The sequence below is a fragment of the Azorhizobium sp. AG788 genome (assembly GCF_943371865.1).
Lineage (GTDB): Bacteria > Pseudomonadota > Alphaproteobacteria > Rhizobiales > Xanthobacteraceae > Azorhizobium.
The window spans coordinates 1-23,077 of record NZ_CALRWL010000067.1; the positions used below are offsets into that span (position 1 = coordinate 1).

A 23,077-nucleotide genomic window follows, 5' to 3' on the forward strand; every position below is an offset into this window, starting at 1 on the left:
GGGTGAAATCGGAGAGCAGCCGGAAGGCATGGTCGTGATGTCGTCCTGCATCGACATGAGGCGGTCGCCTTCCCGCGGCGCGCCATGAAAGCCCTCTCCCGCTTGCGGGGGAGGGTTGGGTGGGGGGCCGCGAAGCGGCGTGGCGGAGCGACTACTTCGCCCCCGCATCCAGCGCGAGGTTCAGCTTCAGCACATTCACGCGCGGCTCACCGAAGATGCCCAATTCACGCCCTTCCACAGTCTGCGCCACCACCTTGCGCACCGCATCCGCCGACAGGCTGCGGGCCTGCGCCACGCGATCCACCTGATCATAGGCGAAGGCCGGCGAGATGTGCGGGTCCAGCCCGCTGCCGGAGGTGGTCACCGCATCCGCCGGGATCGCCCCGGAAACGCCGCCCTCGCGCATCGACGCCACGTCTGCGGTGATGCGCTCCTTCAGCTTCTGCGAGGTGGGGGCCAGATTGCTGCCCGAGGAATTGGCGGCGTCATAGCCATCCCCCGCCGCGGACGGCCGGGGATGGAAATATTGCGCGCCCTCGGTCTTCTGGCCGATCAGCGCCGAGCCCACCACCTTGCCGTCGCGCACCAGCAGCGAGCCGTTGGCGGCGGCGGGGAACACCGCCTGGGCGACGCCGGTGACGGCGAGCGGGTAGAGAATGCCGGTGATCAGGGTGAATGCGATCAGCAGCACCAGCGCAGGACGAATTTGGGTCAACATGGGAAGCCTCCTTCAGGCGCGGCCGGGATCAGGCCAGACCGAGGGCGGTGACGATCATGTCCACCAGCTTGATGCCGATGAACGGGACGATCAGGCCGCCGACGCCATAGATGAGAAGATTGCGGCCGAGCACGCTGGCGGCGCTGGCCGGGGTGTATTTCACGCCCCGCAACGCCAGCGGGATCAGAGCGATGATGATCAGCGCGTTGAAGATCACCGCGGAGAGGATCGCGCTCTGCGGCGTCGACAGGCCCATGACATTGAGCACGCCCAGTTCCGGGATCGCGACGATGAACAGCGCCGGGATGATGGCGAAATACTTCGCCACGTCGTTGGCGATGGAGAAGGTGGTCAGCGAGCCGCGGGTCATCAGCAGCTGTTTGCCGATGCCGACGATCTCGATGAGCTTGGTGGGATCTGAATCCAGATCCACCATGTTGCCCGCCTCGCGCGCCGCCTGGGTGCCGGTCTGCATGGCGACGCCCACATCCGCCTGGGCCAGAGCCGGGGCATCGTTGGTGCCGTCGCCGCACATGGCCACCAGACGGCCTTGGCGCTGCTCGTTGCGGATGTAGCTCAGCTTGTCCTGCGGGGTGGCCTCGGCGATGAAATCATCGACGCCGGCCTCGGAGGCGATGGCCGCCGCGGTCACCGGATTGTCGCCGGTGACCATGACGGTGCGGATGCCCATGCGGCGCAGTTCGGCGAAGCGCTCCTTGATGTCCGGCTTCACCACGTCCTTCAGATGGATGACGCCCAGCAGCCGCCCGCCTTCCGCCAGACCCAGCGGCGTGCCGCCGGAGCGGGCGATGCGATCCACCGCCGCATTATATTCCACCGGCTCGGCCAGACCCCGGCCGGCGATCTCGGCGGCGAACTTGCGCACGCTGTCCACGGCGCCCTTGCGCAATTTGCGCCCGCCCAGATCCACGCCGGAAATGCGGGTGGACGCGGAGAAGGGCACGAAGCTGGCGCCCGCCGGGGCCTCGTCCACCACGATGCCGAACTTGTCGCGCACCAGGGCCACGATGGAGCGGCCCTCGGCGGTGTCGTCCGCCAGCGAAGCCAGCAGCGCCGCCTCGGCCACGTCGCGCTCGGTAACGCCGGGCACCGGGATGATTTCGGTGGCCATGCGATTGCCGAAGGTGATGGTGCCGGTCTTGTCCAGGAGCAGCGTATCCACGTCGCCGGCGGCTTCCACCGCGCGCCCCGACATGGCCAGCACATTGTGCCGCACCAGGCGATCCATGCCGGCGATGCCGATGGCCGAGAGCAGGCCGCCGATGGTGGTGGGGATCAGCGTCACCAGCAGCGCCACCAGCACCGGAATGGACAATTCGGTGCCGCCATAGAGGCCCAGCCCAAAGAGCGTGACCACCGTGATCAGGAAGATCAGCGTCATGCCCACCAGGAGGATGGTCAGGGCGATCTCATTGGGGGTCTTCTGCCGCTCGGCGCCTTCCACCAGCGCGATCATGCGGTCGATGAAGGACGAGCCGGCGGCGGCGGTGATGCGCACCACGATCTGGTCCGACACCACCGTGGTGCCGCCGGTGACCGCCGAGCGGTCGCCGCCGGATTCGCGGATGACGGGGGCGCTTTCCCCGGTGATGGCGGCCTCGTTCACCGAGGCGATGCCCTCCACGATCTCGCCGTCGCCGGGGATCTGCTCGCCGTTCTTCACCAGCACCAGATCGCCCACCTTCAGGTCGAGCGCGGAGACGCGGGCATAGCGCTCCTTGTTGCGGATATCGTCGAGGCGGGTCGCCACCGTGTCGGTGCGCGAACGCTTCAGGCTTTCCGCCTGGGCGCGGCCGCGGCCTTCGGCGACCGCCTCGGCGAAATTGGCGAACAGGACCGTGAACCACAGCCAGGCCATGATCTGGCCGCTGAAGCCCACGGGCTGCCCGGCCAGGAGATCCCGCACGAAGATGACGGTGACCAGCGCCGCCACCACCTCGGTGACGAAGATCACCGGGTTCTTGGCCAGGAGGCGCGGATCGAGCTTGCGCAGGGCATCGAGCGCGGCGCGCCCGATGAGGTCAGGGGTCGCAATGGAAGCGACGGCTTTGGTGGACATGATGAACTCCGTTCCGCGCTTCAGAAGGTCTTGCCAGCCAGCATCTGCACCTGCTCGGCGATGGGGCCGAGGGCAAAGGCCGGGAAGAACTGCAGACCGCCGAGGATGACGATGACGCCGATGAGGAGGCCCACGAACAAAGGCCCGTGGGTCGGGAAGGTGCCGGTGGAGGCGGTCAGCCGGGTCTTGGCCGCCAGCGAGCCGGCAATGGCCATCATCGGGATGATGTAGGCGAAGCGCCCGGCGAGCATGGCGATGCCAAGCGTGGTGTTCCACCAGGGGGTATTGGCGCTGAGCGAGGCGAAGGCCGAGCCGTTGTTGCCGGTGCCGGAGGCATAGGCATAGAGGATCTCGGTCAGGCCATGGGGGCCGCCGTTGCCGATGGCCGCCAGCGGGCCGGGCAGGACGGCGGCGATGGACGAGAAGCCGAGCACGAAGATGGGCAGCACCAGGGTGGCCAGCACCGCCATCTTCACTTCCTTGGCCTCGATCTTCTTGCCGAGATATTCCGGGGTGCGGCCCACCATGAGGCCGGCCACGAACACGGCGATGATCGCCATCACCAGCATGCCGTAGAGGCCCGAGCCGACGCCGCCGGGCAGGATCTCGCCCAGCTTGATCAGCACCAGGGGCACCAGGCCGCCGATGGGGGTGAAGGAGCCGTGCATGGCATTCACCGCGCCGCAGGACAGGCCGGTGGTCACCGCCGCCCACAGCGCCGAGAGCGCCAGGCCGAAGCGGACTTCCTTGCCCTCCATATTGCCGCCGGAGGGATCAAGCCCCGCCTGCAGCAGGGTCGGCGTGCCGGCGGCTTCCGCCCAATAGGCCACGGCCACGCCCACCACGAGCAGGATCATCATGGCGGCGAGGATGGCATAGGCTTGGCGCTTGTCGCCGATCAGCTGGCCGAAGGCGAACACCACCGCCACCGAGATCACCAGCATCTGCCAGACCTGGAGCATGTTGGCGAGCGCGGTGGGATTCTCGAACGGATGCGCCGCATTGGCGTTGAAGAAGCCGCCGCCATTGGTGCCGAGCTGCTTGATCGCCACCTGCGAGGCCACCGGCCCGATGGAGATGGTCTGCTGCGCGCCGTCCAACGTGGTGGCGGCCACCGAGCCGTCCAGGGTCTGCGGCATGCCCATGGCCACCAAGGCGATGGCGGTGATGAAGCAGAGCGGCAGCAGGATGTAGAGGGTGGAGCGGGTGGCATCGACGAAGAAGTTGCCGACCCCATTGGCCCCCGAGCGGGCAAAGCCCCGCACCAAGGCGATGGCCAGCGCCAGGCCGGTGGCGGCAGACAGGAAGTTCTGCACCGCCAGGCCCGACATCTGGCTGAAATTGCTCATGGTGGCTTCGCCCACATAAGACTGCCAGTTGGTATTGGTGACGAAGCTGACCGCGGTGTTGAACGCCAGATCTGCGCTGACGCCGGCAAAGCCCTGCGGGTTCAGGGGCAGGAGGCCCTGAAGGCGCAGAATGCCGAACAGCAGCAGGAAGCCGGCGGCATTGAACGCCAGCATGGAGAGGGTATAGGCCACCCAGCCCTGGTCGCGGCCGGGGTCCACCCCCGCCAGACGATAAAGGCCCCGCTCAACGGGGCCGAGGATGGGGCTGAGGACGGTGCGTTCGCCTGCATACACGCGGGCCATGAAGCGGCCGATGGGAATGGCGGTGAGGATCACCACCGCGAAAAGAAGCGCGATTTGCAGCCAGCCGTTGGAGGTCATGGCAAGGGTCTTTCAGGTTGTCAGAAGTCTTTTGAATGCGGGTGGATGGCAGGCCGGGCTCAGAATTTTTCCGGCCGGACCAGCGCCACGAGCAGATAGACGGCGAGGCCGAGGGTGACGGCGGCGCCGAGGATGAGGTTGAACATGATCAGCTCCTTCAGGCCTGGGCCGCCCAGCGGGCGTAGACCGCCATGAGCGCGAAGAACGCGATGCCGATCAGCAGAAATAGAATGTCAGCCATGGGAAACCTCTCAGGAGGCCCCTGTCCTACTGCCGCCTTGCGTAAGGGCGCGATGGCGAGGATGTGGCGGGGGCATAAGGAACCCATAAAGACCCAGAGCTGCCGCCCGGTCTTTCTGCACCTCACGGGTTTTGCGCGATTGCAGCCCGATGGCGCGGATGGTCCCGATGGGGTCTTGGCAGCAGGCCGCACCCTTCGTTGAACCCGATGGAATGGGGGAGCCTCTCCCACACGCGCGGCGCCGTCCGTGCGGGCATGGCGGCGCGCACGGTCCTCTCCGCCCGCGGGCTCAGACGGTGTGGATCAGGTCAGCTTCTGGATCCAGGGGCCGAGGTTGGCCCCGATATAAGGCGTCGGGCGATTGGCATTCACCTGAAGACTCTCGCGGCGCGCCTCCGCCGGTGTGACGCCGAAGCGGCGCCGAAACACCCGGCTGAAATGCGACGGGTCCGAGAAGCCGCAGGCGTCGGAAATCTCGCCCACCCGGCGGACGTTGGCAGGGTCGCGCAGTGCCGCGCGGGCGCGGGCCAGCCGCCGCTCCAGAACGTAGGCGGCCACGCCGCCGAACGGCTCGAACAGGCGATATAGCGTGGAGCGGGAGACATGCAGGGCGCCGGCCAAGGCATCGGCGCTGACGTCATTGCCCACCAGGCGCGCCTCGATCAGCCGCCGCGCCCGCAGCAGCAAGGCATCACGCACCGGCTCGGACGCCGCCTCCAGGGCATCGGGCGTCGGCGCCAACGCCGCGCGATAGAGCGCGATGGTGGCCTCGGCCACATGGCCCGCCGCGGACAGGCGCACGGTGGCAAGGCGCGTCATCAGGGCGCGCAGGTGGTCGGCCAGAAGGCCGCCGATCATGTCGCCCTCGTCCCCCGGCGCATGATGGCCGTGCGGAAGCACCCGCCCCTGAATGGAATCCCGCGGGATCAGCACGGTGATGTTTTCGGACGCCAGCGACTGGGTGCGCACTTCCCGCGTCATGTCCAAGGTGACGATTTCACCCGCCCGCACCGTCACCGAGCGCTCGCCGAGATCGCCCTTGTAGCCCCCCGCCGTATAGAGCTGGAGCATGATGTGATCGAGCCCGTCGACGCGGATCTTGTGGCGGCTGCGGGAAAAATGCGTGGCGTCGAACTGGCCGACACCCACCAGGATATCCCCCAGGTGATAGGCCCGGTAGCTGACCGAGAACGGCGCTTCGGGATCCGCCGGCATGACCTCGAACACCGGCTCCGTGACCTGCCGCCACCCTTCAAAGCCTTGCCCTTCGGGCAAGTCCCGGGAATCCAAGTGCTGACAGGGGATGAAAGGATCGTCCACCACTGGGCTGCCCTTCGCTGAGACGCCGAACCGCTACCGCCCATCCCTAAGCCCTGGCGGCCTCGCGGGTCAATTTGCAACAGGTCGCACTTTGACACGCCGAGGCAAGAGTTGGGACGTACGGTCAATGTATATGTCGTCTCCCTACGATACCTGTCTGGGCTCTTAAGCCATCCCGACCCCGCAGGATGAGGCGACCCAGGAACATGTTGACGCTCAATATATTTTCCGGCCGCGCCGCGCGCGGCGTCGCAATTGCCGCAGCGCTCTTCATGCAGGCGCCCGTCGCCTGGGGCCAAAGCCTTTCGGTCTGGGAGACCCCCGAATATTACCGCTCGCATACCCTCGAGCAGATCAATGCCGCCAGCGCTTATGCACTGGGATTTACCGGCGCCGGCGTCCTGGTGGCGACCGTGGACAGCGGGCTGGACACCCGGCACCCCGAATTCACCGGCCGGGTGGTGCAGGGGTATGACTTCTCCAACGACGTGCCGATCTTCCTCAATGAGGCGCACGATTTAAATGTGCCTGATCTGCCGACAGACAAAGGAAGTCACGGAACCCACGTGGCCGGCATCATTGCCGCCGCTCGCGACGGCGTCGGCATGCAGGGCGTCGCCTTCAATGCCAACATTCTGCCCACGGCCTACAATATGTATGGCAATACGCCCGACGAGTACTTTTCGTCGAACTGGACTTATTTAGCCAAGCTCGGCGTCCCGATTGTCAACAACAGCGTCGGGCTCAATAATTGCGACCCCCGGAGACCCGTCCCGCCGTGCAATGTCACGGACTATACGCGCGCGCAGTTCGAGGCGCAGTACCCTCTCACGGTGGCAGCGGCGAAGGCAACGGCCGCCGCCGATGTACTGATGGTGCTCTCCACGGGCAATGAGTTTCAGTCCAGCCCCGATGCCTTGGCCGGGATGCCGTATTTGATTCCGGAATTGAAGAATACCTGGCTCGCAGTGGCGGCGGTGGATCTGAATAACAAACTCGCCGTCTACAGCAATCGTTGCGGCGTCGCCAAGGAGTGGTGCCTGTCTGCGCCCGGCGGCGATGGGGGATCGAATGGGATCTACTCCGCGATGACGCTGGGAACGGGAACCGGCCCCTACGATGGCTACGGCGACAAGTCCGGCACCTCCATGGCCACCCCCGTCGTTTCCGGCGTAGCGGCTTTGGTGAAGGAAGCCTTTCCCTGGTTCACCGCCCATGATCTGCAGCAGACCCTGCTGACCACCGCCACCGATCTCGGCGCGGCGGGCGTGGACGAGATCTATGGCTGGGGCCTGGTCAACGCCGGCAAGGCCGTGCTTGGCTATGGCCAGTTCGTCGAGACCGCCACCCTCGATACCAGGGGCTACAGCTCCACCTTCAGCAACGACATCTCCGGCGTCGGCGGCCTGGTGAAGGCCGGCGCGGGCACCCTGACCCTCATCGGCGCCAACACCTATGCGGGCGGCACCACCATCACCGGCGGCACGCTGCAGATCGGCAATGGCGGCACCACCGGCTCCATCGTCGGCAATGTGGTCGACAACGGCACCCTCGCCTTCAAGCGTTCCGACACCGTGGTGTTCGACGGCGCCATCTCCGGCACCGGCGCCCTCACCCAGGCCGGCACCGGCACTTTGATCCTCACCGCCACCAATTCCTATACCGGCGGCACCGTGATCAGCGCCGGTACCCTCCAGATCGGCAATGGCGGCACCACCGGCTCCATCGTCGGCAATGTGGTGGACAATGGCGTGCTCGCCTTCAACCGCTCCGACAGCTTCACCTTCGCCGGTTCCATCTCCGGCACCGGCAGCCTGGTCAAGGCCGGCGCCGGCACCCTCACCCTCACCGGCAACAACTCCTATACCGGCCTCACCTCCGTCACCGGCGGCCTGCTGTCGGTGAACGGCGCCTTCGCCTCCTCGCTGGCCATCGGCGCCTCCGGCACCTTGCGCGGTACCGGCACCCTCAACGGCCCCCTGGTGGTGGCCGGACGGCTGGCGCCGGGCAACTCCCCCGGCACCCTCACCGTCAATGGGGCGGTGACGCTCGCCAGCACCTCCACCTTCCAGGCGGACATCGACGGCACCGGCACCGGGACCGGCGCGGGCAATTATTCCCGCCTCGTCACCACCGGCACCTCCGGCACCGTCACGGTGGCTGGCACGCTCGCCCCCACCTTGCGCGGCATCACCGGCAGCGCCACCAACACCTATACCCCGGCGCTGGGCACCAGCTTCACCGTGATCCAGACCAGCGCCGGCCTCAACGGCTCGTTCGCCGGCCTGACCCAGCCCAGCAGCGGCCTGCCCACCTCCACCCGCTTCGATGCCCTCTACAGCTCGACCAGCCTGAGCTTGGTGGTGACCCCGCTCTATTACGGCAATCTGGCCGCCAATGGCCTGGCCACCACCGCCAACGCCAGTGCGGTGGGCAGCGCCGTGGACAGCATCCGCCCGGTGGCCGGCATTGCGCTGACCGGCACCACCGCCGGCCTGTTCAACGGCCTCTACAGCCTCGCCCCCCAGGGCCTGCCCGCCGCCCTCAGCCAGCTGACCGGCGAGGTCTATGCCTCCACCGCCGCCCAGACCTTCGATGACGCCCGCCAGGTGCGCACCGCCATCAGCGCCCGCCTGGATGACGCCACCGCCGCCAAGCCCGACACCGCCGCCGCCAAGCTCTCCGCCAGCCTGAACGTGGCGGTGTGGGGCACCGGCTACGGCGGCTGGGGCAATGCCTCCGGCGACGGCGCTGCCTCCCTGGGCTGGACCCAGAGCGGCTTCATCGCCGGCGCCGACGTCAAGGTGTTCGACACCACCCGCCTCGGCATCGCCGCCGGCTTCGGCCAGTCCGACGGCAACGTGGACAGCCTCAACTCCAAAGCCGACAACAGCCACACCGACCTGGCGCTCTATGGCGTCTCGCAACTGGCCGGCTTCATCGCCAAATATGGCGCGGCCTACAGCTGGAACGACATCACCACCAGCCGCACCGTGGCCTTCAGCTCCTTCTCCAACGGCCTGAGCAGCAGCTACAATGGCAACACCACCCAGGTGTTCGGCGAACTCTCCCGGCCGTTCAGCTTCGGGCCGGCGCAGGTCTCGCCGTTTGCCGCCGTGGCTTATGTGAACCAGAGCTTCGACGCCTTCTCCGAAACCGGGGGAGCCGCTGCCCTCTCCGGCTCAGCCCTGTCCATGACCACCACGCTCACCACCTTCGGCGCGCGGCTGAGCACCGACATGGCGCTGGGCAACGGCATCTTCACCCCCAGCATCAAGCTGGGCTGGCAGCATGCCTTCGGTGACGTGGAGACGGGGGCGGTGATGTGGCTGAGCGGCTCCACCCCGTTCCTGGTCACCGGCGCCCCCATCGCCCGCGACGCCCTCGCCCTCAATGTGGGCCTGTCCTACGCCTTCACCGACGCAGTCAGCGCCGGCTTTGCCTATGACGGCGTGCTCGGCGCCAATGCCCAGAGCAACACCCTCAAGGGAAATCTGCGCGTCAACTTCTGACCGACTGCAAACACAAAAAAGGGGCGGCATCCGCGCGGATGCCGCCCCTTTTTTGCTCGTGCTGGTTTTAGGACTTGGCATCAGTCCTTGAGGTCGGCCGGGACCTTGCCGCCATTGGCGGCAAGCTTGGCCATGACCTGCGCATGCAGCCAGGTATTCATGGCGGCGCTGTCGCCCGTATCCCCGAGATAATGCAGCTCCTGCGCCAGTTCCTTGCGGGCCGCCAGGGACGAGTCCAGGCCGAGGAGCTTCATCAGGTCGACGATCGACCGGCGCCACTCCAAAGGCTCGGCGGATTTGGCGGCCAGGCCGGACAGCACTGCCTCCACATCCACCGGCTGTCCGGCAGGTGCCGTGGCCGAGGGGGTGGCGGCAGAGCCGCCAATCGGGCTGCTACCCGGTGTTGCCGGCGCCTCCGCATGCGCGGCGGTGCCCATTATGGCGGACATGATCTTTCCGAAAATACTCACGGCGGTCTCCCTGCGGTTCCAGGGTCAACGGCCGGGGGCGGAAAAGGTTCAGCTTGCGGAGCGGTTCAGGCCGTCATGCCGCAGCGCCGGCGGGTGCCGCGCCGCGGGCGGTGCTTGGAATCCGCGCGCGATGCAGGCCTGCGCGCACTGCCGGCGGTCACGCGGCGTCGAACAGATCCTCCGGAACCCGGCCGAAGCTGGCGATCAGCACCGGCGGCTCGGCATCGTCGCTGTCGGGATCAACGGCGCGGGAAAAGGCGATGGCGCCCGCCCGGCTCTGGGCCAGACGTTCCGCCTTGCGCCGGGCCTCCGCCTCGGACGCGGCTTCCATGGCCACCCCCGCCTTCAACCCATTGCCCCGCTTGGCCGCATCGTAGGGCTGCACCACGTAAAAAATCTTCTTGGCCATGGGGTTTCCTGTGGGGCAATGCCTCCGATGCGGAAGCGCGCCAACCCTAGCACCGCACACGCCCCGGTGCTGCGTTTTTTGCGCGGCCGGAGCCCGCCGCAACGGCACGCCTGTCCAGCGGGCTGCGCCAAGGGGGCGGCGGGTGGCACTAGCCATCATCGCCGAGAAATGGCAGACTTACGGTTGGTCACGCTCAACTCTAGGTCGTCCTGGGCTCGTTTCGAGGCGCTTAGGCACGAAGGCATGAACATGTACGACGACGATATCGACTGCGACTCGGTGCTGGAAGGAATGCTCGTGGCATTGCTTGTGGTGGCGTTCGTGGCGTTTACCTTTGTCGTCACCACCGGCACAATCTCGATCTAGCCGCGACGTGGCCGGCGCCCGCATCTGAGCGGGTCCGCGGTGGGGATCCGGCCGATCATCGTGAGCCGATCATCGTGAGATGAGGCCCGCTCGTTTCTGCGTGCAGAGCCCCGCGTCTTCCGCAGACGTCTCTTCGCCCAAATTCCGATTGCACCTTGCCGTCGTGGCAGTTTCACTTGGAACCGGCGCGCGCCGCACGCGCCGCCGGCCCAAGGTCATGATGTCAGCGGAAAGCGACGCCGAGATCTTTGGCGTCGAGATCCTCCTTTGCGTCAATCAGAGGATCGGGCCATGCCCGAGGCCGCCGGTCAGCAACAGCACAATAAGAACGATCAGCAGAATGCCGCCGAGACCGAAGCCATGGTTCCGGTACCTGCCGCCGCCATAGAAAAGGCCGCCGCCGCCGAAGACCAGAATGAGAATGACGAGGAGCACGAGAAGGCTCATTTGATTATCTCCGCAACAGCAAGGTTAAGCTCGTGTTCAACGCCGATCGGGGCGAGTTGTTCCGGCGTCGCAGGAGCGCAATCGTCGGGCGCGGAATGGCGTCGCCAAGGCTGGTGAAGCCGCGCGGCCGCCGCCTGGATCCCGGCGAGGGGCAGCCAATGAGGCTTTCCATAAGCATGACCGGAACAAGCGGCAGACGGCGCCGTTTGATCCTGCGCGCGGGGTGCGTGGGAGGGGGCATCATGGTGTCGGCACGGGCCAATTGGAAAGGCTACATCACGTTCGGCGCGGTTTCGTGCGCGGTGGCGCTCTATGCGGCCGTCTCGTCCTCCGAGCGCATCGCCTTCAACACCCTCAACCGTGCCACCGGAAACCGCGTTCGGCGCGAGTTCGTGGACAGCGAGACCGGCGCGCCCGTGGAGCGCGAGGACCAGGTCAAGGGATATGAGGTGGAGAACGGTGATTACGTCGTGCTCGAACCCGACGAGGTCGCGTCCGCTGTGCCCGACAGCGACAAGACCTTGCGCATTGAGGCCTTCGTTCCCTGCAAAGAGATCGACGACGTCTATTTCGACAAGCCCTATTATCTGGTGCCCGACAAGATGGGCACCGACGCCTTCAAGCTGCTGCGTGACGGCATGCGGCAGGCCAAGGTCGCGGCGCTGGCGCGCACCGTCCTGTTCCGCCGGATGCGCACCGTCCTCATCCGCCCGCACGGCAACGGCCTGATCGGCACGACGTTGAACTTCGATTATGAAGTGCGCTCCGCCGAAGAGGCCTTCGATGACTTGCCCGATCTGAAGATCGACGGGGAGATGCTGGAACTGGCCAAGCACATCATCCACACCAAGACCGGCCCGTTCGACGCCAAGGCCTTCGATGATCGCTATGAGGCCGCGGTTACGGAACTGGTGAAGGCGAAGATCGAGGGTCGGGCGCTGCCGAAGAAGAAGGCGCCGGCGCCAACGAAGACCAGCGATCTGTTGCAAGCCCTGCGGGAGAGCGCCGGAACGCCCCCTGCCCCCAAGCGCAAGCGGACGGCTGCCAAGGCCAAGGCCGATGAGAAGGCGCCCGAGAAGACGCCGAAACCCAAGCGCCCCACCCGCTCCAAGCGCGCGGCATGAGCGGAGGACCCCATGGCGATGCGACCCTATTGGAAGGGCTATCTGAAGCTCTCGCTGGTCACCTGCCCGGTGCAGATGATGCCGGCCACGTCGGAGAGTGAAAAGATCCGCTTTCACACCCTCAACCGCGCCACCCAGAACCGCGTGGTGAGCCACTATGTGGACGCGGTGACCGGCAAAGCGGTGAAGGAAGACGATGAAGTGAAAGGGTATCAGCGCGGCCAGGACGACTACATCATCCTCGAAGACGAGGAACTGGACACCATCGCCCTCGACAGCACCAAGACCATCGATATCGGCGTGTTTACACCGCACGATTCCATCGAATGGATTTGGCTCGATACGCCTTACTATCTGTCGCCGGACGATCCGGTGGGGCAGGAAGCCTTCTCCGTGATCCGCGATGCCATGGCCGCCGAGAATATGGTGGGCATCTCCCGTCTGGTGATCGCGCGGCGGGAGCGCGCCGTCATGCTGGAGCCGCGCGGCAAGGGCATCGTGCTCTGGACCCTGCGCTATGGCGACGAGGTGCGTGACGAGGCCTCCTATTTCGCCGCCATCGACACTACGCCGACGGACGCCAAGGTGATGCCGCTGATCCGCCAGCTCATCAAGAAGCAGACCGCACACTGGGATCGCAAGCTGGCCAGCGACCCGGTTCAGGACAAGCTGCACGACATCATCGAGGCGAAGCGGACGAAGACCAAGCGTCCGGCCAAAGCGAAAACGGTCGCGCCGAAGGCCACGGGGAACAATGTCATCGACATCATGGATGCGTTGCGCAAGTCCGTGGCCTCCGACACGCGCTCTCGCAAGCGCTAGAGCGTTTTCGAGCGAAGTGGATTCCCGGTTCGCGTGAAGAAAACGCGATAAAACAGATCGCTAGGCGGCGTGGACAAATTAGCGATGCTTGGCAAACAGGTCTCGCTGGGCTTGGTTGATCGAGCCGCTATCCCAATCGACTTCACATTTTGAGGGCGGGATGTGATCACGCCGACGCTGATTGTCATAAAACAGGGTGCCATGTATGCCGAGCGCATCCCGTTTCAGGATCGGGCGATTCCAGAGCGATCCCAGCACCAGTCCGGCTGTTTCCTTGCCAAGCCGGTCGATCAGGTCTTCGACCAATTCGATATCTCGGCCGTCCGGGAAGATTGCGTCAAATTCCTTTTCCGTCGCTTGGAAAAGGCTGAAGGTCGCATTCGCAGCGCCATCAATGATCTGGATGTTCTTCATAATGGCATTTTGGCCTCGGCAAGGGCCCTTGGCAACCGAAGCGGATTGACGCGCGACCGGAGGATTGATTCAAGACTGCCTTTTGGAGGCAGGCTTGAGCAGGGGTGATCTCACTGAAGCAGAATGGGGCGTTCTGAAGGGCTTGTTGCCCATCGGGTCTGAGAACCGTGGTCGAGGCCGGCCGCCCGAGCAGAACCGCTCAATCATCAACGGCATCCTCTGGCGGCTCCGGTGTGGAGCGCCGTGGCGGGACGTTCCTCCCAAATACGGCAGCTGGAACACCATCTATCGCCGCTTCCGACGCTGGAGCGAAGCAGGGGTTTGGGAGACCCTGGCCGTAACGCTCGCCGAAGTTATGGCGGACAGTGGCCACTACAGCATCGACAGCACCACAGTGCGCGCCCACGTCTCGGCAGCGGGCGGAAAAGGGGGACTCATCGACGCGCTCTTGGCCGTTCGCGGGGCGGGTTCACCAGTAAGCTTCACTGCTTGGCTGATGCCCTCGGACGACCGCTCGCCTTCCATCTGACCATCGGCGAGGCGGCAGATTGCAAAGCGTATGAATCCCTGATCGGCCTGCCCGAGCGCGCACCTGACGCTTTGCTCGCTGACAAGGGCTACGACGTCGACGCAATTCGTGCCGACCTTGCCGAACGAAATATTGAGGCCGTCATTCCAGGCCGGTCAAACCGCCGAGTGAGAATCGAGCATGATCGGGCGCTCTACAAGCAGCGCAATCGCATCGAGCGCATGTTCGGACTGCTCAAGATCAACCGCGCCATCGCCACCCGATACGATCAACTGGCCAACAGCTTCCTCGGAATGGTCCATCTCGCCACCGCCAGATACTGGCTCAAATTTGTCCACGCCGCCTAGAGCATTTCCCCGTTTTAAAGAAACGGGGAAATGCTCTAGCGACGGTCGGCACGGGACGTCGCCCGCCAGCGGCTATCCGGCCTTTCCCAGCCGCTTGATCGCCGACTCCAGGGGGCGCGCGCTGTCGCAATAGTCTTTCCAGGCGATGCTCTTTTTCAGCAGCCCGGGCACGGTGCGGAGTGTGAAGCGCTTGGGGTCAAGATTGGCCTTCACCTGCGACCAGGTGAGCGGCATGGACACCGGGGCGCCGGGGCGCGCGCGGGGCGATAGCGGCGCCACCGCCGTCGCCATGCGATCATTGCGCAGATAGTCCAGGAAGATGCGCCCGGTCCGCAGCGCCTTGGTCATCTTGATCAGATAGCGGCTGGGATCTTCGCGGGCCATCTGCGCGCAGACATCGTGCGCGAAGGCCTTTGCCTCCGGCCACGCGAGCTTCTTGCCCTTGGCCACGGCCAGCGGCGTAACCACATGCAGCCCCTTGCCGCCGGTGGTCTTGCAGAAACCGACCAGCCCCAGGGCGTCCAGGCGATCCCGCAACTCCAGCGCCGCTGCAACCACGGTGGAGAAGGCAACCTCAGGCCCGGGATCCAGGTCGAACACCAGCCGGCCCGGAACCTCCGGCTGCTGCGGCTCGCAATTCCACGGGTGCAATTCGAGCGCGCCCACCTGGGCCACCGCGGCCAGGCCTTCGACCCGGTTGATCTGGAGATAGGGTTTGCGGTCGCCGGTGACGGTCACCAGGTCCAGCAGATTGGAGGTGCCCGGCATGGCGTGGCGCTGGAAGAACTGCTCGCCCGCGATCCCGTCCGGCGCGCGGATGATGGAACAGGGGCGACCCTTGATGTGATTGATCAACCACGGCCCCACCGCCTCATAGTAGAGGGCCAGATCTTCCTTGGTGACGGGCCTGCCATCATTGGCGTCCGGCCAGAGCGCCTTGTCGGGATGGGAAATCAACACGCCCATGACCTCGGCCTTCCCGCCGCGGCGGGCGGGCTTCGGCCGTGCCGGGGCTGCCGGCAGCGGCACCTGCGCCGTCGTCGGCGATGCCGGTGTCTCCGCCTGAACCTCCGCGGCCGGCTTGTCCTCGCGCAGGCCCTTGAAGGCCGCCTGACGCACCAGCCCATCGGCGGTCCAGCCGGCAAATTCGATCTCCGCCACCAGTTCGGGCTTCAGCCAGACGACACCGGGCACACGCTTCGGCGCGCCCACGCCGGTGAAGGGCGATGTCGTCGCTTCCACCGCCTGAAGCTTCGGCAGCAAGGCCTTTACCTTCGCGGCGCCATAGCCCGTTCCCACCCGCCCCACATAGACGAAGCTGTCGCCGCGATGGACGCCCACCAGAAGCGAGCGGAACTTGCCTGCGTTCGTCGCATAGGCGCCGATCACCACCTCATGGCCCGCACGGCATTTCGACTTCGCCCAGGCGCCGGAGCGCCCCGAGGTGTAAGGCGCATCGGCGCGCTTGGAGACGATGCCTTCCAGGGACAAGCGGCAGGCTGAGCGCAGCACCGCATCACCGCCGGTCTCGAAGTGGTCAACGAACCGCAGGCGTGCATCCTTTCCGGCCGCGCTCAGCACCTGCTGCAAGCGCGCCTTGCGCGCGCTCAGCGGCAGGGCGCGCAGATCCGCGCCCGCGTCGAACAAGAGATCGAAGGCGAAATAGACCAGTGCATCGGTGTTGCCCTCCGATAAGGCGACCTGGAGCGCGGCGAAATCCGGCGCGCCATGTTCGTCCAGGGCACAAATCTCGCCATCGATAATGCCATCCGGCAGTGCGCCGGCGGCGCGGGCGATGGCGGCGAACCTGCGGGTCCAATCGAGGCCCTTCCGGGTTTTCAGCGTCACGGCGCCGCCCTGCACCCGCATCTGGATGCGATAGCCATCGAGCTTGATCTCATGGATCCAGCCGGCGGCGGACGGCGGGCGGACGACGGTCTCGCACAATTGCGGCGCGATGAAATCCGGCAGCTCGGGCGCGCCGGCGCGCTTCGTCGTCTTCCCGCTCGATTTCACCTTTCGCACCTCCACCTTCCGCTCCTGCGCCGCCAAGCCGGTGCGGCTGTCCCAGACCGCATCCGGCTGCGCAGCGACGCCGCTCAGCATGAAGGGTTTGGGCTTGCGGCCCTTGCCCGCGGCGATGGCCGCCATGGTGCGACGGGAGGCGACCGAGGTGTCATCGTCGGCCAACAGCGCGACGCCTTCGCCGGCCACAGCGAAAGCGTCGCGATGCTTGATCAGCAGCCAGTTGACGCGCTTGCCCCGCTCCCGGTCGCGGGCCATGCGCACCAGCACGAAGCTGCCATGCAGCCGGTCGCCCTCGAGGGTGAATTTGAGCTCGCCCGCCGCCAGGGCCTGTTCCGGGCTCATGTCGCCCTCCGGCTCCCAATAGCCGCGATCCCAGAGCATGACCGTGCCGCCACCATACTGGCCCTTGGGAATGGTGCCTTCGAAATCGCCATAGTCGAGCGGATGATCCTCTACCTCCACCGCCAGGCGCTTGTCGTGCGGATCGAGCGAGGGCCCCTTCGTCACAGCCCAGGATTTGAAAACCCCGTCCAGTTCCAGCCGCAGATCATAATGCAACCGCGTGGCGTCGTGCTTCTGGATCACGAATCGACGGCGGGTGGATGGCTGCACCGGCCGGGCGCCGCTGGGCTCCTGCGTGCGCTCGAAATCGCGCTTGGCCTTGTAGGGCGTGAGCTTGTCAGTGGCCATGTACGTCCTCGGGCGGGAGCCAGATGCTCCGTGCAGCAAGAATGTCAGGGGGGAGCACAGGTTCCCGGAGCAGGAATATGGCGTTTAAATGGGCACGCGTCTGCACGGCCCGGTTGACCGAGGGGCAGCATTAATGTCTTTTTAATGGAAGCAGTCCGGGGGTTGTGTAGGCGGTGTCATCAAGCCCCGTCGAAGCATGCCGCGTGGTGGGGCCAAGGCAAAGCATTCTGCCTGGGGGGGCGATGACGACCAATCCATTCCAAAGTGCGCCGATGCGGCGCACCCTGTCACGTGCGCATCTTCGCGTTGGGGTTTCCCTGCCCACCCTCGGCATTGCCCTTGCCGCCAGCCTCGCCGGCTCCAGCCCCGCTGCCGCCGCCTGCTCCACCAGCGGATCGCTGATTGTCTACCAGTGCGATACGGGCGGTGTGAACATCCAGCCCAATGCCAGTGGCGCCAGTACCCTCACCATCTCGGACATGACGATCCCCAGCGGGTGGGTCAACTATTCCGTCTCGCCGTCCACGGCGTCAGGCCCGCTCAGCTTGTCGCTGACCGTCAGCAACACCTCCGTGGTCGCGCCGGGCAACGGTGCCATCAATGTGTCCTCCCAGGCCTTGCCGGCCACCATCTCGGTGAACCTGGGTTCGGATGTCAGCCTCCAGAACACCGGCGGCTCCGGCGGCCTTTGGGTGCGCAACCAGATTGGCGGTGACATCGTCGTCACCAGCGGCGCCACCATCACCTCCACCGGTTCTGATGCCATCACGGCGACGAGCAACGCCGGTTCCGTGAGCATCACCAACACCGGCACAGTCACCTCCACCGACAATCGCGGCATCTATGCGGATGGCAGCCCCATTGGCGGCACCACGGCGGTTCCGGTTTCGGTGAACAACAGCGGTGTCGTGAACGCCTATCTCGCCGGCATTCGCGTCATCGATTATCTCGGCACCGCGAGCATCCAGAATTCCGGGACGGTCACCTCCACCACGCGCCAGGGCCTCATCACCTGGTCGCAATCGGGCGATGTGTCCATCGACAATTCCGGGTCGGTGCTGGCCCGCAACTATATCGGCGTCCAGGCCATGGCCGACGCCGGTAACGCGACGGTCGTCAACAGCGGCTACATCGAGGCGCAGCGCGACACCAGCCTGGGTGCATCCACGACGAACCAGGGCATTGCCGCCTCCGGCACCAACGTCACCGTGACCAATACCGCGACAGGTCGCGTGATCGCGGGGTCGGATACCGGCATCTACGCCACGACGGACAACGGGACCATTACGGTCAACAATGCCGGTCGGGTGACGGGTACCGGCGGCGTCAGCGCCAACGCCACCATCGGCACGGTTTCGGTGACCAACACCGGCACCATCACCGGCACAGCCGGCAGCGGTGTCAGCCTCGTCAGCGGCAACGGCGGCGTGACGTTCACCAACAGCGGCCTCGTGAGCGCCACGGGACTGGGCGTCTCGCTGGACGGCACCACCAACCGGCTGGAAAACACCGGCACCGTCACCACGACCGGCGCCACCGCAGTTCAGACCGGCAACGGCAACAGCACCGTGGTGGTGAGCGGGCGGATCGCGGCCGGCTCCGCCTCCGGCAGCGCCATCGCCATGGGGTCCGGCAGCAACCGCCTGGTGCTCGCGGACACGGCCACGCTGGTGGGCAAGGTCACCAACGCCAGCAGCAGCAACATGCTGGAACTGACCGGCTCCGCCACCGGCACCCTGGATCTTGGGTCTGTGGGGGCCGGTGGCACCTACCAGGGCTTCGCCAATCTGACCAAGTCCGGCACCGGCCAATGGACCCTCACCGGCAGCGGCAGCACCCTCAGCGGCACCGCGGCCATCGACAGCGGAATGCTTGCCCTTCAGGGCGCGCTGAGCGTCAGCACCCTCACCGTTGGCAGCAGCACGGCCGCGACGCTGGCCGTCTCGAATGGCGGCACGTTGACCAGCACCAGCGCCACGATCAATGCGAGCGGCGGCGCCAGCGCTCAGGTGACCATCGCCGGCACGGGCTCTGCCTGGACCAATACGGGCCTTGCGTCCATCGGCGCCACGGGCATCGGTTCGCTCACCATCAGCAACGGGGCGCAGCTGACCAGCAACGCGCTCATTCTCGGCGAACAGGCCGGCGCGACGGGAACTGCGACCGTTTCCGGCACGAATTCGAGCCTGACCTCCAGCACATATATGAAGGTCGGCAATCTCGGCACCGGTTCGCTGACGCTCAGCAGCGGGGCCACGGCCACGGTCGGCCAGGTCACCTATATCGGTGATTTCGACAACAACTCGACCCCCACCTCATCCGGCTCCGGCAGCCTGACCTTGAGCGGCGCCGGCACGCAGTTCACGACCCAAGGTCTGTATCTGCGCAACATCGGCGCCCAAACCAGCAGCCTGCGCCTCACCGACGGCGCTGTCCTCAACGATCAACTCGGCTTCTACACGGCGGGCGACAACACCACCATCTATGTGAACGGCGCCAACTCGGCGCTGAAGGTTGGAACACTGACCAGCAATCCGGTCACCTGGAGCACCTCCGACGGCTGGTTCTCGGCCGATAGCGGCCAGATCGAGATTTCCGGCGGCGCACTGCTGGATGCCGACGGCAGCTATATCGGCGGAAGCAGGACCGCGACCATGGTGGTGAGCGGGGCAGGAACACGCTGGCTCAACGGCCTGCCGCTCTATATCGGCGGCACCGGAAACGGCGATCAGGGCAACGGCACGGTTACCGTCTCAGACGGCGCTTATGTGACGTCCTCCACCAGTGCGGTCGGCGTCGATGCCGGCGCCGTCGGCAAGCTCACCCTCACCGGCGCCGGGACGATCTACGAGGTGGTGCCCAATACCGCGGCGGGCGCGGCGGGCAACATGCGGGTCGGCTTCAGTGGCACCGGCACCGTCACGGTCTCCGACGGGGCGCTGCTGCGGGCCGCCAACCAGATCAACATCGCGACTAACGCGGGCTCCGTCGGTGTGCTCAGCATCGGTGGCGCCGCCGGGGCGGCGGCGGCCGCACCGGGCACGCTCGATGGCGGCACGCTCGGCATCGTGTTCGGCGCCGGGTCCGGCAAGCTGGTCTTCAACCACACCGGCACGGCCTATGTGTTCGCTCCGGCGATCTCGGGCACGGGCGAGGTCGTGCAGCAGGGGTCCGGCACCACAATCCTCACGGGAAGCAGCACCGGATTCACCGGCGCCACCACCATCTCCGCCGGCACGCTGCAAATCGGCAATGGCGGCACGACGGGGTCGATCGGCGGCAACATCATCGACAATGCCGCCTTGGTCTTCAACCGCTCGGACGCGCTCACCTATGCCGGGGCCATCTCCGGCACCGGCTCCCTGACCCAGGCCGGCACCGGTACCCTCACCCTGAGCGGCACCAATACCTATACCGGCGGCACCACCATCAGCGCCGGCACGTTGGTGGGCAGCACCAGCAGCCTCACCGGCAACATCGTGGACAATGCCGCGCTGGTGTTCGATCAGGGCACGGCGGGCACCTTCTCCGGCCTCGTCTCCGGCACCGGATCGGTGACCAAGACGGGCTCGGGCACGCTGACGCTCTCCGGGACCAACAGCTATACGGGCGGAACCACCATCTCGGCCGGCAGGCTGCAGATCGGCAATGGCGGCACCTCGGGCTCCATCACCGGGAACATCGTCAACAACGCGACGCTCGTGTTCGATCGCTCGGACGCGCTCACCTATGCGGGCGCCATCTCCGGCACCGGGTCGCTGATCAAGAACGGCACCGGCACGCTGACCCTCTCGGGAGCCAGTACTTATTCCGGCCTGACCACCGTCGCGGCCGGCGGCCTTGCGGTCACGGGCAGCGTTGCGGGCAATGTCAGCTTGGCGAGCGGCACCACCTTGTCCGGCAGCGGGACCATCGCCGGGCTCGTGCGCGTGAATGGCGGCACGCTGGTGGGAACGCAGACGGCGCCCCTCACCATGGGGTCGCTCCTCCTCGCGTCGGCATCCAATGTCAATGTCACGCTCGGCGCGCCCAGTGCGTCGCCGGCCTTCACTGTCCTCGGCAACCTGACCCTCGACGGCACCTTGAACGTGACGGCCAATGCCGGTTTCGGCTCCGGCGTCTATCGCATCTTCAATTACGGCGGCGCGCTGACCGACAACGGCCTGGATGTGGCCAGCGTCAGCGGCCTTGCGGCCACCGTGCAGACGGCGGTCACCGGCCAGGTGAACCTGCTGGTCTCCAACCCTGGCCAGACCATCCTGTTCTGGAACGGCACCACCATCACGCCGACCGGCACCGTGGAGGGCGGCAGCGGCACCTGGACCGCCGCCACGCAGACCAACTGGACCAATTCCGCCGGCCTGGTTCCGCAGGCGTGGAACAGCGGCTTTGCGGTGTTCCAGGGCACGGCGGGCACCGTGACCGTGGACACCAGCGCGGGCGCGGTCGCTACCACCGGCATGCAGTTCGTCACCAGCGGCTACGTGGTCACGGGCGACGCCCTGACACTGGCCGGTACCGCCCAGGCGACCATCCGGGTGGGCGATGGCACCTCCGCCGGATCGAGCACCGTGGCAACCATTTCCAGCGCCTTGACCGGCACCGGCGGCATCAACAAGACCGATCTCGGCACCCTCGTCCTGGCCGGCGCCAACACCTATAGCGGCGGCACCACCGTGTCCGCCGGGACGTTGCAGATCGGCAATGGCGGCACGTCGGGTTCCATCGTCGGGAATATCACCAACAATGCGAGCCTCGTGTTCAATCGGTCAGACACGGTGACTTATGGCGGCGTCATCTCCGGCACCGGCGGGCTCACCAAGACCGGCGCCGGCACGCTGATCCTGACCGGCGAGAACACCTATGGCGCCGACGCGCTGGCCGCCTCAGGCCAGTCCGGCGCCGTCTCCGGCACGATCACCGCTGCCGGTGGGACAGTCAGTAACAGCGGCACGCTCATCTCGAACGCCGGTGCCGTCCTTCTTCAACCCGGCATCATCGCCTCGCAGGGCACGCTCGTCACCGTGACCCCGCCGGTCTCCGCGCGCATGTCCCTTGCGGCAGCCGCGCCAGTCACCGCGAGCGCAACACTCGCGGCAGCGCCCATCGCCTTGCAGGGCACGCTGATCTCGCAGGGCACGCTGCAGATCGGCAATGGCGGCACGTCCGGCTCCATCGTCGGCGACATCATCGACAACGGCGCATTGGTATTCAATCGCTCCGATGCGGTGACCTTTGCCGGCATCGTCTCCGGCACCGGATCGCTCATCCAGGCCGGCACCGGCACCCTGACGCTGACCGGCGCCAACAGCTACTCCGGCGGCACCACCATTGCCGGCGGCACGCTGGTGGGCAATACCGCGAGCCTCACCGGCAATATCGTCACCAACGCCAGCCTGGTGTTCAACCAGGCCACCACCGGCACCTATTCGGGCGTGATCTCCGGCGCCGGTTCGCTCACCAAGACCGGGGCCGGCACGCTGATCCTCATCGGCGACAATACCTACACTGGCGGCACCCTGATCTCGCAGGGCATCTTGCAGATCGGCAATGGCGGCACCACCGGCTCCATCGCCGGCGATGTGGTCAACAATGCCACCTTGGTGTTCAACCGCTCAGGTACCTACAACTTCCCCGGCAGCATCACCGGCTCCGGCGCCGTGGTGATCGTCGGCGGGTCGACGGTGAACTTCACCGGCGCCAGCGGCTATAACGGCGCCATCACCGTCGCCGATGCCAGCTTCGTGCTGGCCAGCGGCTCGGTCTCCAACTCCAGCTATACCATCGGCAATGGCGGCACGATCTCCGGCACCGGCACCATCGCCGGCCT

General features: G+C 66.2%; 13 protein-coding genes and 1 pseudogene. 5 read left to right on the forward strand and 9 right to left on the reverse strand.

Features of this window, described 5'->3' with window-relative positions; genetic code table 11:
• Positions 1-151 precede the first annotated feature (151 nt).
• The 4 genes from kdpC to AAG816_RS25265 all read right to left on the reverse strand — a co-directional run bounded on the left by kdpC (position 152) and on the right by AAG816_RS25265 (position 6,044).
• Complete coding sequence (gene kdpC / locus AAG816_RS25250) at positions 152-718, reverse strand: potassium-transporting ATPase subunit KdpC (RefSeq protein WP_341992476.1); 567 nt, start codon at positions 716-718, stop codon at positions 152-154.
• A gap of 28 nt (positions 719-746) precedes the next feature.
• Entirely contained in the window at positions 747-2,798 is a 2,052-nt protein-coding gene (kdpB, locus tag AAG816_RS25255; protein ID WP_341992477.1) for a potassium-transporting ATPase subunit KdpB, read from the reverse strand.
• A gap of 20 nt (positions 2,799-2,818) precedes the next feature.
• Positions 2,819-4,528 carry a potassium-transporting ATPase subunit KdpA gene (gene kdpA, locus AAG816_RS25260; RefSeq protein WP_341992478.1) on the reverse strand — a complete coding sequence of 570 codons (1,710 nt, stop codon included), beginning with the start codon at positions 4,526-4,528 and terminating at the stop codon, positions 2,819-2,821.
• Positions 4,529-5,072: 544 nt separating this feature from the next.
• Positions 5,073-6,044, reverse strand: coding sequence for a helix-turn-helix domain-containing protein (locus AAG816_RS25265; RefSeq protein ID WP_341992479.1), 972 nt, complete (start codon positions 6,042-6,044; stop codon positions 5,073-5,075).
• 251 nt (positions 6,045-6,295) lie between these two features.
• Here AAG816_RS25265 and AAG816_RS25270 point away from each other — a divergent pair, with 251 nt between their 5' ends.
• Positions 6,296-9,601, forward strand: coding sequence for an autotransporter domain-containing protein (locus tag AAG816_RS25270; RefSeq protein WP_341992480.1), 3,306 nt, complete (start codon positions 6,296-6,298; stop codon positions 9,599-9,601).
• Positions 9,602-9,681: 80 nt separating this feature from the next.
• Here AAG816_RS25270 and AAG816_RS25275 read toward each other — a convergent pair whose 3' ends face one another.
• From AAG816_RS25275 to AAG816_RS25285, 3 genes are all read right to left on the reverse strand, one after another.
• Positions 9,682-10,071, reverse strand: a complete 390-nt coding sequence (locus tag AAG816_RS25275; RefSeq protein WP_341992481.1) for a DUF3597 domain-containing protein — start codon at positions 10,069-10,071, stop codon at positions 9,682-9,684.
• A 157-nt stretch (positions 10,072-10,228) separates the two neighbouring features.
• Positions 10,229-10,480: a hypothetical protein gene (locus tag AAG816_RS25280; protein WP_341992482.1), complete on the reverse strand. Its 252-nt coding sequence runs from the start codon at positions 10,478-10,480 to the stop codon at positions 10,229-10,231.
• A 642-nt stretch (positions 10,481-11,122) separates the two neighbouring features.
• Positions 11,123-11,293 carry a DUF3309 domain-containing protein gene (locus AAG816_RS25285; RefSeq protein ID WP_341992483.1) on the reverse strand — a complete coding sequence of 57 codons (171 nt, stop codon included), beginning with the start codon at positions 11,291-11,293 and terminating at the stop codon, positions 11,123-11,125.
• Between the two features lie 242 nt (positions 11,294-11,535).
• Here AAG816_RS25285 and AAG816_RS25290 point away from each other — a divergent pair, with 242 nt between their 5' ends.
• Together AAG816_RS25290 and AAG816_RS25295 are read left to right on the forward strand one after the other, a co-directional pair.
• Positions 11,536-12,417, forward strand: a complete 882-nt coding sequence (locus AAG816_RS25290; RefSeq protein ID WP_341992488.1) for a Ku protein — start codon at positions 11,536-11,538, stop codon at positions 12,415-12,417.
• A 12-nt stretch (positions 12,418-12,429) separates the two neighbouring features.
• Positions 12,430-13,239: a Ku protein gene (locus tag AAG816_RS25295; protein WP_341992484.1), complete on the forward strand. Its 810-nt coding sequence runs from the start codon at positions 12,430-12,432 to the stop codon at positions 13,237-13,239.
• Between the two features lie 78 nt (positions 13,240-13,317).
• Here the strand turns inward: AAG816_RS25295 and AAG816_RS25300 are convergent, their stop codons facing one another.
• Complete coding sequence (locus AAG816_RS25300; RefSeq protein ID WP_341992485.1) at positions 13,318-13,653, reverse strand: hypothetical protein; 336 nt, start codon at positions 13,651-13,653, stop codon at positions 13,318-13,320.
• A gap of 145 nt (positions 13,654-13,798) precedes the next feature.
• On the opposite strand from AAG816_RS25300, the pseudogene AAG816_RS25305 reads away from it, so the two are divergent.
• Positions 13,799-14,529, forward strand: a pseudogene (locus AAG816_RS25305) (IS5 family transposase).
• A gap of 72 nt (positions 14,530-14,601) precedes the next feature.
• On the opposite strand, the gene ligD reads toward AAG816_RS25305, so the two are convergent.
• Positions 14,602-17,247, reverse strand: coding sequence for a DNA ligase D (gene ligD / locus AAG816_RS25310; RefSeq protein ID WP_341992486.1), 2,646 nt, complete (start codon positions 17,245-17,247; stop codon positions 14,602-14,604).
• A gap of 242 nt (positions 17,248-17,489) precedes the next feature.
• Between ligD and AAG816_RS25315 the strand changes: the two genes are divergently transcribed.
• A partial coding sequence (locus AAG816_RS25315) for an autotransporter-associated beta strand repeat-containing protein (RefSeq protein WP_341992487.1) occupies positions 17,490-23,077 on the forward strand: 5,588 nt, incomplete at its 3' end.

What these genes read in the sequence shown, in the direction of transcription:
- AAG816_RS25290 (WP_341992488.1), top strand. Translation starts at nt 11,536, where the DNA reads ATGGTGTCGGCACGGGCCAATTGGAAAGGCTACATCACGTTCGGCGCG.
- AAG816_RS25295 (WP_341992484.1), top strand. Translation starts at nt 12,430, where the DNA reads ATGGCGATGCGACCCTATTGGAAGGGCTATCTGAAGCTCTCGCTGGTC.
- kdpB (WP_341992477.1), bottom strand. Translation starts at nt 2,798, where the DNA reads ATGTCCACCAAAGCCGTCGCTTCCATTGCGACCCCTGACCTCATCGGG.
- AAG816_RS25300 (WP_341992485.1), bottom strand. Translation starts at nt 13,653, where the DNA reads ATGAAGAACATCCAGATCATTGATGGCGCTGCGAATGCGACCTTCAGC.
- kdpC (WP_341992476.1), bottom strand. Translation starts at nt 718, where the DNA reads ATGTTGACCCAAATTCGTCCTGCGCTGGTGCTGCTGATCGCATTCACC.
- kdpA (WP_341992478.1), bottom strand. Translation starts at nt 4,528, where the DNA reads ATGACCTCCAACGGCTGGCTGCAAATCGCGCTTCTTTTCGCGGTGGTG.
- ligD (WP_341992486.1), bottom strand. Translation starts at nt 17,247, where the DNA reads ATGGCCACTGACAAGCTCACGCCCTACAAGGCCAAGCGCGATTTCGAG.
- AAG816_RS25270 (WP_341992480.1), top strand. Translation starts at nt 6,296, where the DNA reads ATGTTGACGCTCAATATATTTTCCGGCCGCGCCGCGCGCGGCGTCGCA.
- AAG816_RS25280 (WP_341992482.1), bottom strand. Translation starts at nt 10,480, where the DNA reads ATGGCCAAGAAGATTTTTTACGTGGTGCAGCCCTACGATGCGGCCAAG.
- AAG816_RS25285 (WP_341992483.1), bottom strand. Translation starts at nt 11,293, where the DNA reads ATGAGCCTTCTCGTGCTCCTCGTCATTCTCATTCTGGTCTTCGGCGGC.